Consider the following 14,893-nt stretch of genomic DNA (forward strand, 5'->3'; position numbering starts at 1 on the left):
TGGCTAATAAAAATCTTCGGTCAGCGACGCAATGATCTGGATCGCCGCTCCGCCGCCGTCGTCCGAATGGTTGTACATGTTGAAAAAGAGCCGGTTTTTGTACATCAGCTGCAGCCGCCGCACCGTATTGACGATACCCATGCCGCCGATGCCCGTTGCGACGTAGTCCAAGCTTGCGCTGCCGGACGCCAACGCGTCGTTTTCCGCTGCATGTGACCCGTAGTCCGACGCCTCCCCTGCCCGGATACTGTCCAGTACATGCCGGATTGTCGCGTCGTCGAAGCCGTCGCCGTTGTCGCGAATTTCCAGCGCCCACAGCCCGTTGTACACTTTCACCCGCACTTCGATACGCCACGGCGTGTCCGCTTCCTTGAATGCGTGCTCGATACAGTTTTCCACGAACGGCTGCACGACGAGGCGCGGCAGGCGAATGTCGTCGAAAGCCCGGTCTACGTCGACGCTCCACACCAGATCGTCTTCGTAATTGCGGTGCAGCAGCGCCAAATAATGTTCGGCATGCTCAAGTTCCTGCGTGAGACTGACATGCTGATACGGCGAGGAGACGATGTAGCGCAGGCTGTCCGACAGGTTTTTGCACATTTCCGAGACGACGTCGTTTTTGCCTTCCTGCGCGGCGATACTGATCAGGTACAACGTATTGTGGATAAAATGCGGCGCGATTTGTGCCTGCAGCGCCGAATGGCGAGCGAGCGCTTCTTCGTGCACGGCCAGCTTTTCCCGCTCGATCGACACCTGCAGGCGATCCAGCAGCCCCTGGAACGACTCGCTCAGCATGAGCAGTTCGTTGTTCGACGAAGGCGTTACGACGCGCGTGTCCATATTGCTGTAATTGATGCGCAGCATCTGATTGCGCAGTTTGCGAATCGGCAGCAGCAAGCTTCGGGCAGAGAAATACATATACGCGGCGGAAAAAAGAAACAGTGACGCGATCAGCAGCATCGACACCGTCGTCACCGAGTTGACCGGGCCGAGCACGACCCGTTTGGGCGTCACGCTGTACGTCGTCCACCCGGTCTCGTCCGAGCGCGAAAACGCGACGTAGTTAGCCTGCCCGTCGAGGTAGACGCCTTCGGAATCGGGCTGCGACGTCTCGAGCTTCGGAATGCTTCCGTCCGCTTGGCGGCTCGACGCATAGATCGTCTGGCCGTTGTGATCGAGCACGTAGACGTCGCTGCCCGAACTGCCGGCCGCCGCCGAACGGCGCAGCATCTCCTGCTGCAGCTGGATCGCCATATAGCCGAACACTTTGCCGTTCTGGTTCCGGATCGCCCGGACGAAAAACACCCGGTTCGAGCTCGGACGATACAGCGCGTAACCGCTCTCATTCCACGTCGTGCTGCTGCCGCTGCTTTCCAGAAAAGGCAGCAGCGACGACGGATTGCCGGACATGCTGATGAAAGTCGTCAGCAGCGTCCCGCGCAGGTCGTAGATCGCCACGTCTTCGATATTCATGCTCGGCCCGATCGATTGGAACATGATTTCCCTCAATTTGCGGCTGCGGGCCAGCCCTTCCACGGTCAGACCCGACTCGCTGCCGGAAGGCATGAGCGCGAAAATGTCCTGGCTCGACAAGATCCGCTGGGACAGCTGGTTCTGCCCGTCGACGTACAGATTCAGCTGATCGCCGATCTTGGCCGCGGCGAGCCGCATTTCGTTTTCGGTCGTGTCCCGAAGCGGACGGACGACGACCTGATTGACGTACACGCCGAAGCTGCCCATGACGATCACGAGCAGCACGGCGAACGCCAGCAGGAACTTGGTCTGCAGGCTGGCCTGCGCGCTTCCGATTTTCATTTTTTGGAAAAGCACCGCGGAACCTCCCATGGCGTGTTGATGTTCATACTGTACAATACAAAGTCGGAAATGGACAAGGGCTCGGACGTTGTTCAGAATATTACACCCAAAGAGTAAATGGGAGACATGTACCCGCTCTTCTCCGACCTCTATAATTCATATTTGTAAGCGGATTCAATACATAGGGGGGCGACAACATGAACCAACAAACGAAGAAGATCGCGGCGGGACTGCTCGGAGGGCTGCTCGCGGTCTCGCTTACGGCCTGCGGAGGCAACGCTTCGCCGGGCGGATCGACGGCGGCGGGCGGCAGCGGAAACAGCAGCGGCGGAGCCGGCGGCGCGACGATCGAGCTGGCCATTTCCAAAAGTTCGCAGGACTCCATTTTCGTACAGCAGGATCTGCTTGACGCTTTTGAAAAAGAGAGCGGTATCAAAGTCAATCTCCAGCTGCTGCCGGCCGAACAGACGGCGACCGTGCTTCAGACGAAGCTTGCGGTCGACGAGACGCCCGATATTGTCCAGTACAATCTGGCCAGCGCGACGACGGATCTTAACCTGGAGCGCAATTTCGAGATTCTCGACGACGAACCGTGGGTGAGCCGGATCGAGAACAAGGAAGTGCTGTCCGCGTACGGCCACGTATACAGTTTCCATCTCAGCCAAGATACCGGCATGCAGGGCGTCGTCTACAACAAAGACATGTTCGAAGAACTGGGCCTCGCCGTTCCGAACAACTTCGAAGAGTTTCTGGCCGTCTGCGAAAAGATCAAAGCCGCAGGCATCACACCGGTCTTCATGCCGTTCAAGGACAACTGGGCCGCCAACGTCTGGCCGGCTGCCGCTTTCGCGGATTACGCCGAGAAGAACGAGCCGAAGCTGTTTGAAGAACTCAACTCGGGCAAAAAGAAATGGTCGGATATCCCGGCGTTCGCGGATATTTTGCAGCAGCAGTACGAAGTGTACGAAAAAGGCTATACGAACGGCGACATCCTGAGCGACAGCTACGACATGGCGGTCGGCAAATTCCTGAACAAGGAAGTCGCGATGATGTTCATGGGCGACTGGCTGATCCAGAACGTGAACGACAATGACCCGGACATGAATCTCGGCGTGTTCCCGATCCCGTATGCGCCTGACGCCAAACTCGGCGCGAGCCCGCTCGGCGGCCAGCTGTTTATTCCGAAAAAAGCGAAGCATATGGAAGAAGCGAAGCAGTTCTTCGAGTATGTCGCCCGCAAAGATGTCGCCCAGAAGATCATCGACGAACAGAAATTCGTCTCCAACTTCAGCGACGTGACGACCCCGGAACTGCCGGCCTACAAGCAGGAGATCGTGGACGACTACATCACGCCTAAGCAGACGGTGCTTACGGTCGATGCCCATATGCTGGTCGACCGCAGCGAATTGTACCGCCTGCTTCAGGACGAGTTTGCCGGCGGCATCGACGCGCAGGGCGTCTTGACCGCATGGGACGAGAAGTTCGCGCAGCTGATGAAAGACAAGGAAATCGAAGGGTTTTGATCGGAGCGTGAAGAGATGAAAATATCGAGAAAACTATATTCCTACTACCTGATCCTGCCTGCCCTGCTGATCTATTCCGTCTTGTTCGTCGTACCCGCGATCGCCGGCCTGTTCTACTCGTTCACGGATTGGCGGCTTGACCGGGTCGGCATCAAGTTTATCGGCTGGGCCAACTTTGAACGCATCTTCACCGACAAGACGCTGCTGCTCGCGATCAAGAACACGATCATCTTCGCGGTCGCGACCGTAATAGGCAAAAACCTGATCGGCCTGGCGCTTGCGATCGCGCTGAACATGCGGCTCAAAACGCGCAACATTTTGCGGGCCGTCTTCTATTCCCCTTCCATTCTGAGCGTCCTGGTCATCAGCATCGTGTTCACGCCGATGCTGCGCTCGGAAGGCACGATCAACCGGATCTTCGAGTCGGTCGGCCTCGGCTTCCTGAGCCAGAGCTGGCTGACCGATCCGCAGATCGTCATCTGGACGGTCGCCGCCGTATCGGTCTGGCAGCACGCCGGTTTCCAGATGGCCATCTATCTGGCCGGCCTGCAGTCGATTCCCAAAGACTACTACGAAGCCGCGACGATCGACGGCGCCGGCGCATGGAGAAGCTTCCGCAGCATTACGCTGCCGCTGCTTCTCCCCGCGCTGAACATCAACTTGATGCTGACGCTGATCGGCGGCCTGAAAGTATTCTCCGAAGTGTTCGTCCTGACCGGCGGCGGACCGGGCAACGCGTCGCAGGTCGTCGGCACGATCATCCTGCGTTCGTTCGGTGAAGGCAGTTGGGGACTCGGCACCGCGGTCAACACGCTGCTGTTCGCGGCCGTGACGATTATCGCCATTCCGCTGCTGATCTTCATGCGCCGCAAGGAGGTATCCGAATAATGAACTACACCCGCAAAATGGCCTGGCGCAATTATCTGGTCGAAGGCTTCCTGATCCTAACTTCGCTGATCATCATCCTGCCGATGCTCGTCATGATCTTCGGCAGTTTCATGAACAATATCGAAGTCATGAAGTTCACGCTGCGTCTGCCGAGCGAATGGCATTTCTCCAACTACGCCACCGTATTCCGGGAAGGCGGGCTCGCCCGCGCGTTCTGGAACGGCATCCTGATCACCGGCGTATCCTGCTTCCTGAACATTTTCACTTCGTCCGCCGCTGCGTTCATTCTTACCCGGCGCGACACGAAGCTGTCGAACTTTTTGTACATGTTCTTTTTCATGGGACTGATTGCGCCGATGTCGACCATTACGACGATTCGCGTCGTACAGTGGTTCGGATTCTACGGCAGCATCACGAGCGTCATTTTGATCTACGCGTCGCTCAACACGGCGTTCAGCGTCTTTTTGTACAGCGGCTTTATCCGCTCCATCCCGAAAGCGCTCGACGAAGTCGCGTTTCTCGAAGGGGCGGGCACGCTGAGCGTCTTTTTCAAAATCGTCACGCCGCTCATTCTCCCGGTTAACGCGACGGTCGCGATCATGGTGTTCATGTCCGTCTGGAACGACATTACGATCCCGCTCTATTTCCTGACCGACAGCTCCGACTGGACGATGCCGCTCTCGGTGTACAATTTTTACGGAAAATTCAGCCGCGACTGGAACTTGATCTTCGCCGATCTCGTGCTGACTTCCCTGCCGGTGTTCATTCTGTATCTGTTCTGTCAAAAGTATATCGTGAGCGGCCTGACGGCCGGCGCGGTAAAAGGCTGAGCAAATTTGAGCGAAAAAGCCGATCATCGCAAAAAAGGACTCCCGTCTGCGGACAGGGGTCCTTTTTTGATGTTCAATTCGATTCCGACCCTCCTAAGTTCCCGCGCTCCCACGCTCCCGTGCCTCGCCAATAATAACAATGCCAGCGCCGGATTCGCCTCTGCTTCCGCTTCCGCTCTTTTCCCGCATCCTGTATCTTACCCCGCCTGCCTCCAGGCTAACGCTAGCATCGTATCGCGTCGCTCCCTCACCCTTATGCTGTCATCCTATCGCGCCGCCTCCTGCCCTTAGGCTGTCTTCGCACCGCACCACGTCGCCCCTGCCCCCTCCTATTATGCTATCCGAACCTGTATATAAGTAACTTAACGATTTATAATCAAAACGATAAGTAAACTTATATAGCTTATACGAAATCGCAAAACGAAAGGGGCATGCCGGATGGATCAACAGCTTCGGGTCTTCGTGGCTGTCGCGGAAAAAGGACACTTCTCCCGGGCTGCCGCGGTGCTCTATATGAGCCAACCTGCCGTCAGCCAGCATATTCGTGCGCTGGAGCAGGCCGTCGGCGCGCAGCTGCTGGAGCGCAACCACAAACAGATCAGGATGACGCGGGCCGGCGAGATCGTGTACGCACATGCCAAAGAAATCCTCGGTTCGTATGGACGCATGCAAAAATCGGTCGACGATCTGGGCAGCCGCGCCGGCGGGTCGCTTGCGATCGGGGCCAGTCCTACGTTCGGCGAATATATTCTGCCCCGCGTCTTGGCCACGCTCAGGCAGCAGTATCCCGAAGTAGAGCCTTCCGTGATCATCGGGAAGACCGCCGCTGTCGCCGACAAAGTACGTGCCGGCGAATTGGACGTAGGCATCGTGCAGGGGCAACCGCAGGATATGAAGCCGCTGCGCGCGGACAAGCTGGCGGACGACCGCATGGTGCTGGTAGCTTCGCCGGATCATCCGCTGATCGAGCTTGCGGACGAACAGGAGAACGTATGGCCATCGGTACCCGAAGATCCGTTTATTCGCAAAGTTCGGGAAGACCTGAATCGGCCCGGCCTGCGGAGCAATGCTGCGCCGCCATTGAAACCGACCGTGCCGGAAGCGTTAAGCGCCCACGCCTGGGTTCTGCGGGAAACCGGTTCGGGCACTCGCGAAGCTGCGGACGACGCGCTGCATAGGCTGGGCGTCGTCTCTCCGGCGGAGATTCTCGTCTTCGGCAGCACGCAGGCGGTCAAAGAAGCCGTGATTGCGGGACTCGGCCTTAGTCTGCTGTCGCGTTGGGCTATCCGGCGCGAACTTTACAGCGGCGAACTGCAAATCGTCGATATTCCCGGCCTGCCGCATATCCGGCCGTTGTCGATCGTGACGGCTTCTTCTTTTCGGACGCGGGCTTTGGACGTATTTATCGAGCTGCTGCGGCAGCAGCGGGAACTGGCGGGATCTGCGGGAACTGACTTTTGAAAGCCAGCGGATGAAGCAGGCCGTGCCATCAGAAATTCGCCGGATACGAACGTCGCTTCGGTCGGTCGGACGGTCGGACAGTTGAACAGTTAGACAGTTGGGCGGTCGGACGCTCGGACGGCCGTTCTGTTCTCAGCGCGAACGGCGCAGCAGCGACAGGGCGGCTTTGGCTTCGAGCAGGAAGCTGAATTCGTCTGCCTGATCTGCTGCTTCCGACACTTCCAATGCTTCCGAAGGCATCCGCAGCGTGATACGGCGATCTTCTTCGGCGTCGTTGAACAGGACGACGGCAATAGAGCCGTCGGTGTTCTCGAACGCGGCCGAGCGGATCTCCGGCTGCGCGCAGGATGATTCGATCCGAACGGCGCCGGGGCGGATGATTTTGCTGAAATGGGCCAGCGCGTAGTAATCAAGCGTATACGTCAAAGCGCCGGTCGATTGATTGACCTGTACGATGCCGCGACAGGTGCTCTGCCCGAAGCCCGGCACGGTCGGTCCGTTCTGTTCATCAAGCGCCATGTTCCACAGCACAAACGATTGGCTGTTATGGCGCAGAATCTCGATGCCTGTGCGCAGCACGTTCGAGAAAGCCGGCTCGAACGCGGGAATCCATTCGCCGCCCGACCCTTCGGTGAAATGCACCTCTTTGCCGGGTACCGCCTGCAAAACGTCGGATTGCGCCGAAGCGTTGCCGCCATACCAATGCCACGCTACACCGTCGACTGCATCTCCCGCGCCGGCCAGCACTTCAAGCGGATAATCCGGCCGGTCCCAGTTATGGTCGTAGCATAAGATTTTGGCGGAAATCCCGGCCTGAACGAACGCGGGCTTGAGATGATCGCGGATAAACGTTGTCTGTACGTCGGCCGGCATGAGCATGCTTGGGTAATGCTGCGGCTCGTACAGCGCTTCGTTTTGCGGCGTTACCGCATGGATCGGCAGACCGTGCTCGCAGTAAGCCTGAATATAGCGTACGAAATACTGCGCAAACGCTTCATAATATTCCGGCTTGAGGCGACCGCCCAACAGGGAGCCGCTCGTCTTCATCCAGCCCGGCGCGCTCCACGGCGACGCCATCAGCTTGAGATCACGGTTCAGCTCCAGCGCTCTGCGGGTCAGCGGAATGACGTCCGCTTCGTCATGCTCGATCGAGAATTGGTCGAGCGACGGATCGCTTTCGCCTTCCGGCAGGTCGTCATAACTGTACAGGCTGCGCGCATAGTCCGAGGCACCCATCGGATTGCGCAGCACGGACAGTCCGATTCCGCTCTGGGCGTCGAACAATTTGACCATCAGTTCTTCGCGCTCCGCTTCACCCAGCACCTGATGGATCAGGTACGCCGACGAATCGGTAAACGAAGCGCCGAAGCCGTCCATGCGTTGGCCGCGCTCGTTCAGGTCCAGTTCGACATACACGGCTCCTTCCACTTGCGCTTCCGATTCGGATTCCTTTTCTGTTTTCTTTTCCACTTCAGCGCCGCTTGTCAGTTCGTCCATGCTCAGCTTACGGAACAGGTCATGTTCGCCCCGCGAGCGGTAAATTGTCCAGTTCGCCATCTCCGATTCCTCCATTATTTGAGGCCCAGTTTTTCTTTGTTTGCCGCCATTTTTTCGCTGCGGATCTTTACGATGTCGGCCCAGCCGTTTTGCTCCTGGAACGCTTTGTATTCGTTCAACACAGCTTCAAAGGAAGCGTCGTCCTTGGCACGGATCAAGCTGACGAGCGTCGTGTTCCATTTCGTATTGATCGCGGTCAGGGCGCGGGCCTGCGGCGTTCCCTGATCCGGGTTTATGTTTTCCAGAATAAAGTGTGGCACAAGCTTGCCTTCGCCCCATGCCTGCATTTGTTTGACCGATTCCGGGAACGCGTCGTCGCTGAGCGCTTTATGCTTGTCGTGGCCGAAAAACATAAACTCGCCCATCCGGTAATCTTTTTTATAGCGGTCCGCGTCGTCCGTTTGCAGCTTTTTGATCTCCGGCAGCAGCTCGACTTTGCCGTCCGCGGTCATCTTGTACGTCTCGCCTTCGATGCCGTAATTCATCAGCATTTGGCCTTCTTCGCTCAGCAGATACGTGTAGATCTGAATCGCTTTGGCCGGATCTTTCGCTTTTTTGGTCACGTAGGTCACCATCCAGCCGGTAATGCCGGATTGGTTCAGCGTCGGGTTGTTACCCTTCGTGCTCTGCGGCCCGTCGATCGCCATATAGGCTTTGTCCGGATTGGCCGTCATAAAGATTTGCAGGTTGCCGCTCTGCTGCGGCGTGCCGTCAAGCAGCATCGTCGCATACTTGCCGACTTTCACTTTCTCCTCGAAGCCCGTGCCGTCGTCCGCGAAGCTGTCGTCGCTCAAGTCGCCGGCGCGATACGCTTCGTTCAGCGTTTTGAGCCAGGCCAGATAATCTTCGTCCAGATTGCGGTCGTAGAACTGCCCGTCTGCCGTTTGCAGCGGCACGCCGAGGAAATCCTGCAGCGTATCGCCCAGCGATCCGGTGCCTTCGCCGATCGAATTGAAACCGAACGGAATCAATTCCGGGAATTGCCGCTTGATCTCGCCCATCACGGAAGCAAACTGCTCCGGCGTGCCGATCTCGGGGCTGCCCAGCGCTTCATAGACGTCTTTGCGAATAATGAATGCCGTCTTGGCCGGGATCTCGCCGCTGTCGTAATCGGCCTGCGTGTTGGAATAGTTCGGGTAGCCGTACGTTTTGCCGTCTTTGAGCTGGAACCAATTCAGCGTGTCTTCGGCCGCGACTTTGTTAAAATACGGATCGTACTGCTGCGCCAAATCGTTCAGCGGAAGTGCCCAGGTGGACGCTTTTTGCGCGACGGCGGAGTTGGAATCGAACACAGTGATCAGATCGGGCATATCGCCGCCGGCGAAAAAGGTGTTCAGCTTCGTATCGTCGCCCGTCAAAAACTTAATGTCGACGTTGAGGTCTTCCTTGATCTTTTTCGTGACCAGATCTTTGCCGAAGTCGGTATTCCACCAGTCCGCGTTCACGTACCACGTCAGCGTCGTCGCTTCCGCTTTTTTGTCCGATTTCCAGGCCGGCGTCTCGGGATCCAGCGCGTAGCGCCCTTCCAGCGAGACCGGAGCCGCCGCTTCGCTGCCCGATCCGCCTCCGCATCCGGTCAGCATCAGCGCTGCCGCCAACATCCCCGCACCCAATTTCCAACCCGTACTTCTTAAAACGTTTTTATTTTGCCGCATGATTAAGTCCTCCGCTTCGCAAAAATGTAGTGGTGGTGTTGATTGTGATTCCGTTTACTCCTTAACCGCGCCGAGCATCATGCCCGAGATAAAGTAGCGCTGCAGCAGCGGATAGATGGCCAGGATCGGCAGCGTCGTAATGACGATCGTTGCCAGCTGCACCCCTTTGGTCGTCGTCTCGATCACGACCGAACCGCCGATGTTTTGCATAGCCTGCGTTTGCGATTGGACGATGATCTCGTACAGCATCATCTGCAGCGGATACAGCGCCTGATCGGTCACATACAGCTTGGTCGTCATGAAATCGTTCCATTGGCCGACCCCGTTGAACAGGGCGATCGTCGCCAGTGCCGGCATCGACAGCGGAATGAACAGGCTGAGGAAAACGCGCCAGTCGCCGGCTCCGTCGATTTTGGCCGATTCTTCCAAAGCGTCGGGCACATTGCGGAAAAAGTTCATCAGGATCACGACATCGTAATAACTGAACAGCGCCGGAATGATGTACACCCAGAAGCTGTTGAGCAGCCCAAGCGATTTGATCAGCAGGTACGTCGGGATCATCCCGCCGGAGAAGAACATCGTAATGACGCCCATCGCCACATACAGCCTGCGTCCTCTCAAATATTTTTTGCTCAGCCCGTAGGCGACCATCGCGCAGAAGAACACGTGCGTCGAGACGCCGACGATCGTTTTGGCTACAGAGATGAAGAAAGCCTGCCAGATGTTCGCGTCCCGGAACACCGCGCGGTAATTTTCCAATGAAAACTCCGTCGGCCAAAACGCGAATCCGCCCTGCGCCAGCGATTGCCCGGAGCTGAACGAAGACACGATGACGTTCCAGAGCGGAACGACGATCGCCACCGTAAACAGCAGCAGCAGCGTAATATTGACCGCATCGAAGACCCGGCTGTCCATGCCTCCTTTGATTTTGGTCGATTTTGTCAGTATGCCCATGTCCGGTTCCTCCCTACAGTACGGATTGATTGTCGTTCAGCTTGCTCGTAATCTTGTTGGCGGTAAGCAGCAAAATAACGGATACGATCGAGACACCGAGCCCGACGGCCGTCGCGTACGAGAAGTCGCCCTGCGCAAGGCCCATGCGGTATACGTACGAGTTGATGACTTCCGCTTTTTCGCGGTTTTGCGAGTTCATCAGCACCAGCGTCTGATCGAGATTCGAACCGAACAAACCGCTGATCGTCAGAATCAGATTCAAGCTGATAATCATCTTCATATTTGGCAGCGTAATGTTCCAGATCTGCCGCAGGCGGCCCGCTCCGTCGATCTTCGCCGCTTCGTAATAGGTCGGGTCGATCTTGGCCATGATGGCGAGATACAAAATGGTGCCCCAGCCGGATTCTTTCCAAATATCGGACAGCGTCGCGATCCACCAATATTTGTTCGCGTCGAGCAGGATGTTCTGCGCGTTCGAGATGAGGCCGAGATCCAGCAGCAGCTGATTGAACAGCCCGGTCGTCGAGAACCACGTGATCATCATGCCGCCCAGCACGATCCACGACAGAAAATGCGGCAGGTACGAGACGGTCTGGACGAACTTTTTGAGCCGGTTGTGCCGCACTTCGTATATCATGATCGCCAGCACGATCGGCAGCACGAATCCGATCGCAAGCTTCAGGAAGCTGATCGCGAGCGTGTTGACGACCGAATCCCAGAAGTAGCGGTCGGACAGAATGATCTTGAAATTCTCCAGCCCTACCCAGGGCGCGCTGCCCAGCGTGTCGATCACCGTATAACTTTTAAAAGCGATGGTCAGGCCGTAGATCGGCACGAAGCAGAACACGATCATGAACAAAATGCCGGGAATGACCATCGTCTGAAGTTCCCATTGGCGCACATAGTCGATCGCGAAGCTTTTGATTCTGTGGCGCATCGACGGTTTCCCGCTCGAAGACCGGCCGGACGATTCCAGCGCAGATTTGGCCATTGGAAAGACTCCCTCCTGTTACGATTAAAACGTTTTTATTTGTTTGTAAAAAAAATTGCTAGCGGCTCCCGACCTGATTTACAGCCGATCCCCCATAATGCGAGCGGTTACATTTCTTCTCAAAAAAAGAACCGGCGGATCTGCGGCGCGCGTCCGCAGTCCGGATCGCGGCGCACGCCGGGCCGGAGTGCCGGCTTACTCCGCCCGGTCGACCGGAACATGGCTGGAGCCGCGGACGATCAACTCGCCCGTCAGCGTCTGGCTGTGCCCTTCGTCTTTGCCCTGAATCATGCGCACGAGCTGGTCGACGGTCAGGATCGCCTGACGGGCGATCGGATTGCGCACCGTCGTCAGCGGCGGCGAGAAATACTGCGCGATATCCACGTCGTCGAATCCGACGACGCTGACGTCGCCCGGCACTTCGTATCCGTGCGCCTTGAGCGCCTGGATGCAGCCCATCGCGCTCAGGTCGTTGCCGGCCAGAAAAGCGCTCGGCAGCTTGCTTCCGTGCATGCGGATAAACGCCTTGATTGCGTTGAACGTGCTGTCTTCCTCGAAATACCCCTGGATCACGTAATCCGGATCGATCGGCAGATCGTATTCGCGCAGCGCGGCGCGATAACCTTCGCGGCGCTGCACGCTGTCGAACATCGTATCGACGCCGGATATGTAAGCGATCCGTTTATGTCCCAGCCCGATCAGGTACTTGGCCGCTTCGTAGCCGGCCGCGTACGAATCGAACGTCACGCTGCCCATCGTCTCGTTGCTGAATTCGCGATCGAGGAACACCGTTTTGATCTTGTCTTTTTGCATGACTTCGATATCGTGCGCGTCGATCTTCAGCTCTTCGTAAATGATGACCCCGTCCACGCGCCGGCCGAGGATATTGCTCATGATGACCGACTTGTCCTTCGTCACGAATACGTTCAAACCGTAGCCGTGGCGCTCGCACTGCCTCGACATCGTCTCGATCAGCTTATAGAAATAAGGACCGGATACGCTTGTCGTGAAAAAGCCCAGCATCATCGTCTTGCCCGACTTCAGCATCTTCCCGTTCAGGTTCGGAACGTAATTGAGCCGCTCCGCGACCTCCAGCACGTGCTGCTTCGTCGCCGGATTGAGCACGTCCACGTCGTTGAGCGCGTTCGACACCGTGGAAATGGACACTCCGGCTTCCCTTGCGACATCCCGGATCGTAATTTTAGTCATAATGTGCAGTTCCTTTTATAAAAACGTTTTTATGATTTTAAAAATAGCACAGCTTTGTTCGGGTGGCAAGCTTAAATTTGGAAAAGGATACAAAAAGACTTCGCCGCAGCCGGCGAAGCCTTTGATTTCCCCTGTTCAGGCCGATCGGCGATCTTCAGCACGCTCCGCTATTCGTTCTTGAACAGCGCTTCGGCGACCAGATGCGCCGCGCGGTCCGTACTCAGCTCGCCCAAGCCGACCATCTGCTTGAGCTGTCCGGCGAAGCTGACGCCCCGGTTGGACAAAATGACGAAGCCGGACTGCAAATCGCGGTTGAACGCCGCAAAGCTGCTCGCTCCGTACGTGGCGCCGTTATGCCAATGCGTAACGGTGCCGTCTTTGCGCATCGAACGCATCCAGGCGTAGCCGATGCCGACGCCTTTGGACGGCGCGACGGAAGCCTGCTCGTTCTGGCACGCCAGCAGCGAAGACTCGAACGGCGCGGCCGCCGGATGTTGGCCGAGCTGCGCTTCCAGATACGTCAGCATATCCGGCACGGTAGAGCGCACCGCGCCCGCGCCGGCCATCGCGGACGTGAAATCCCAATGCGGCACTGCTCGTCCGCCGGGCGCGAAGCCCGGGACGAGCACGGTACCCGCAGGCGCAGCCCCGCGGCCGGCCGCGGCCTTGGAAACAGCGGCCCCGCCGGCTTGGGCCGTCGATTCTGCCGGCGCCGCATCCAGCACCGGCATCTCCGTTCCGCTCATGCCGATCGGAACGAACAGCTCCCGCCGCAGCGATTCGTGCAGCGGAACGCCGGAGATCCGGCCCAGCGCCCAGCCGAGCAGGCCGTAGCCGTAGTTCGAATATTCATGCTTGGCGCCGCTGCGAAATTTTTCTTCCAGCACCGCTTCGAGCAGCTGTTCCTCGGTATAGGGGGCGTACGGATTGCTTTTGTCTTTTTTCATCGAGGCAATGACCTGGTTCTTCGCCAGCCGGGTCAGCCCCGACGTATGCGTCGCCAGCTGCCGCAGCGTGACCTGCCGGGCGAAATCGCTGCTCTCAAGCTCCGGGATCAGCTGCGCCAGCGTGTCGGAAGGCTGCCACAGCCCGTCCTGCTCGCCCTGCGCCAGACGAAAAGCGGTCATCGTCTTCGTGATCGAACCGATCTCGTACTGCGGTTCGGGCGCTTTTTTGGCTTTGCTTTTCGGTTTGCTTGTGCCGGCCTGCCCGGCCGCGCCCGATTCGGGCGTCCAATAAAACTTCTCTCCGCGCACGATCCAGCCGATCGCCGGAGCATGCTCCGGCAGCGCCGACCAGCGGGCGATTTTTTTGTTGTTTTGCAGCATGTCTGTTATTGCATCCATAAGAAAGCCCTCCTGTTCTCAATAGACCGTACATGCAGAGGGCAAAGGCTGCACGGGGTCATTTCCGTTTTTGCGGATTTCGTAATCGGTCGAATCTCACTTGCTTTGTTGTTCGTCTTTGCGTTTTTGTTCGTCTTTGCTTTTTTGCAAGGCCGTGCCGAAAATAAGGCCCAGCGCCATGCCGAGCGGCAGCCCGATCGCTACATTTTTGAGAAACAAGCCGATCAGCAGCCCGAACGCCGAGCCGATCGCCAAGCCGAAGCCGAGCCATTTCTGCTCCGTCGGCCGGCTTTCTCCGCCCTGCGGCTTGTTACTTGGATCTGCGTGGCTCCGATCGTGTTCGTTTTGATGTGGACTCATGCTCGATCGCCTCCCGTTTACGAGTGGGTGAAAGGATACATGCCTAAGGCTGCGCCGGTGATTTTGCAGATGCGGGTTGCGGAGTCGGCGCGGCCACCTGAACGTCTTCTACCTTTCATGGTAAAGTAACGCGGGTCCGTTTGCAATTTTGCAGGTATATATGGAAGGTTCCCACGCGGCTTGCACTTGATACGGAGAAAATACGCCTGAAATTGCGAACCTGAAGCTCACATGAAATCCCGGGTAGGTTCGCACTCCGCACCCCGTATGGGATTAAACGATTTAACTTGTATTTTCGTCTCGT

The 14,893-nt window shown here is 57.4% G+C and carries 12 protein-coding genes; 4 read left to right on the forward strand and 8 right to left on the reverse strand.

The window, feature by feature from the left end:
• Window positions 1-3: 3 nt before the first annotated feature.
• Complete coding sequence (locus FTE24_RS12895; protein WP_337190051.1) at window positions 4-1,830, reverse strand: cache domain-containing sensor histidine kinase; 1,827 nt, start codon at window positions 1,828-1,830, stop codon at window positions 4-6.
• A gap of 182 nt (window positions 1,831-2,012) precedes the next feature.
• On the opposite strand from FTE24_RS12895, the gene FTE24_RS12900 reads away from it, so the two are divergent.
• The 4 genes from FTE24_RS12900 to FTE24_RS12915 all read left to right on the forward strand — a co-directional run bounded on the left by FTE24_RS12900 (window position 2,013) and on the right by FTE24_RS12915 (window position 6,517).
• Window positions 2,013-3,338, forward strand: coding sequence for an ABC transporter substrate-binding protein (locus FTE24_RS12900; protein ID WP_150229903.1), 1,326 nt, complete (start codon window positions 2,013-2,015; stop codon window positions 3,336-3,338).
• Between the two features lie 15 nt (window positions 3,339-3,353).
• Window positions 3,354-4,226, forward strand: coding sequence for a carbohydrate ABC transporter permease (locus FTE24_RS12905; protein WP_150229905.1), 873 nt, complete (start codon window positions 3,354-3,356; stop codon window positions 4,224-4,226).
• Complete coding sequence (locus FTE24_RS12910) at window positions 4,226-5,056, forward strand: carbohydrate ABC transporter permease (protein ID WP_150229907.1); 831 nt, start codon at window positions 4,226-4,228, stop codon at window positions 5,054-5,056. Before FTE24_RS12905 ends, FTE24_RS12910 begins: the two co-directional genes overlap by 1 nt.
• A gap of 438 nt (window positions 5,057-5,494) precedes the next feature.
• Complete coding sequence (locus FTE24_RS12915; RefSeq protein WP_150229909.1) at window positions 5,495-6,517, forward strand: LysR family transcriptional regulator; 1,023 nt, start codon at window positions 5,495-5,497, stop codon at window positions 6,515-6,517.
• Window positions 6,518-6,649: 132 nt separating this feature from the next.
• On the opposite strand, the gene FTE24_RS12920 is transcribed toward FTE24_RS12915, so the two are convergent.
• The 7 genes from FTE24_RS12920 to FTE24_RS23055 form a co-directional block, all read right to left on the reverse strand.
• On the reverse strand, window positions 6,650-8,074 hold the full coding sequence (locus tag FTE24_RS12920; protein ID WP_150229911.1) for a glycoside hydrolase family 30 protein: 1,425 nt from the start codon (window positions 8,072-8,074) through the stop codon (window positions 6,650-6,652).
• A 14-nt stretch (window positions 8,075-8,088) separates the two neighbouring features.
• Window positions 8,089-9,729 (reverse strand): sugar ABC transporter substrate-binding protein, encoded by a 1,641-nt coding sequence (locus FTE24_RS12925; protein ID WP_150229913.1) that lies wholly within the window; start codon window positions 9,727-9,729, stop codon window positions 8,089-8,091.
• Window positions 9,730-9,783: 54 nt separating this feature from the next.
• A complete protein-coding gene (locus tag FTE24_RS12930) occupies window positions 9,784-10,683 on the reverse strand; it encodes a carbohydrate ABC transporter permease (protein ID WP_141446068.1) in 900 nt (299 codons plus the stop codon).
• Window positions 10,684-10,696: 13 nt separating this feature from the next.
• Window positions 10,697-11,674 carry an ABC transporter permease gene (locus FTE24_RS12935; protein WP_150229915.1) on the reverse strand — a complete coding sequence of 326 codons (978 nt, stop codon included), beginning with the start codon at window positions 11,672-11,674 and terminating at the stop codon, window positions 10,697-10,699.
• A gap of 195 nt (window positions 11,675-11,869) precedes the next feature.
• A complete protein-coding gene (locus FTE24_RS12940; RefSeq protein WP_150229917.1) occupies window positions 11,870-12,883 on the reverse strand; it encodes a LacI family DNA-binding transcriptional regulator in 1,014 nt (337 codons plus the stop codon).
• 167 nt (window positions 12,884-13,050) lie between these two features.
• Window positions 13,051-14,229: a serine hydrolase domain-containing protein gene (locus FTE24_RS12945; protein ID WP_150229919.1), complete on the reverse strand. Its 1,179-nt coding sequence runs from the start codon at window positions 14,227-14,229 to the stop codon at window positions 13,051-13,053.
• Window positions 14,230-14,325: 96 nt separating this feature from the next.
• Window positions 14,326-14,589, reverse strand: a complete 264-nt coding sequence (locus FTE24_RS23055; protein ID WP_150229921.1) for a DUF456 domain-containing protein — start codon at window positions 14,587-14,589, stop codon at window positions 14,326-14,328.
• Between the last annotated feature and the right edge of the window lie 304 nt (window positions 14,590-14,893).

The organism is Saccharibacillus sp. WB 17, from assembly GCF_008634075.2.
GTDB classification, from domain to species: domain Bacteria; phylum Bacillota; class Bacilli; order Paenibacillales; family Paenibacillaceae; genus Saccharibacillus; species Saccharibacillus brassicae.

Bases quoted from the DNA above. Each gene is read 5' to 3' on its own strand.
- FTE24_RS12940 (WP_150229917.1), bottom strand. From the start codon at position 12,883: ATGACTAAAATTACGATCCGGGATGTCGCAAGGGAAGCCGGAGTGTCC.
- FTE24_RS12910 (WP_150229907.1), top strand. From the start codon at position 4,226: ATGAACTACACCCGCAAAATGGCCTGGCGCAATTATCTGGTCGAAGGC.
- FTE24_RS12945 (WP_150229919.1), bottom strand. From the start codon at position 14,229: ATGGATGCAATAACAGACATGCTGCAAAACAACAAAAAAATCGCCCGC.
- FTE24_RS12900 (WP_150229903.1), top strand. From the start codon at position 2,013: ATGAACCAACAAACGAAGAAGATCGCGGCGGGACTGCTCGGAGGGCTG.
- FTE24_RS12930 (WP_141446068.1), bottom strand. From the start codon at position 10,683: ATGGGCATACTGACAAAATCGACCAAAATCAAAGGAGGCATGGACAGC.
- FTE24_RS12920 (WP_150229911.1), bottom strand. From the start codon at position 8,074: ATGGCGAACTGGACAATTTACCGCTCGCGGGGCGAACATGACCTGTTC.
- FTE24_RS23055 (WP_150229921.1), bottom strand. From the start codon at position 14,589: ATGAGTCCACATCAAAACGAACACGATCGGAGCCACGCAGATCCAAGT.
- FTE24_RS12935 (WP_150229915.1), bottom strand. From the start codon at position 11,674: ATGGCCAAATCTGCGCTGGAATCGTCCGGCCGGTCTTCGAGCGGGAAA.
- FTE24_RS12905 (WP_150229905.1), top strand. From the start codon at position 3,354: ATGAAAATATCGAGAAAACTATATTCCTACTACCTGATCCTGCCTGCC.
- FTE24_RS12925 (WP_150229913.1), bottom strand. From the start codon at position 9,729: ATGCGGCAAAATAAAAACGTTTTAAGAAGTACGGGTTGGAAATTGGGT.
- FTE24_RS12915 (WP_150229909.1), top strand. From the start codon at position 5,495: ATGGATCAACAGCTTCGGGTCTTCGTGGCTGTCGCGGAAAAAGGACAC.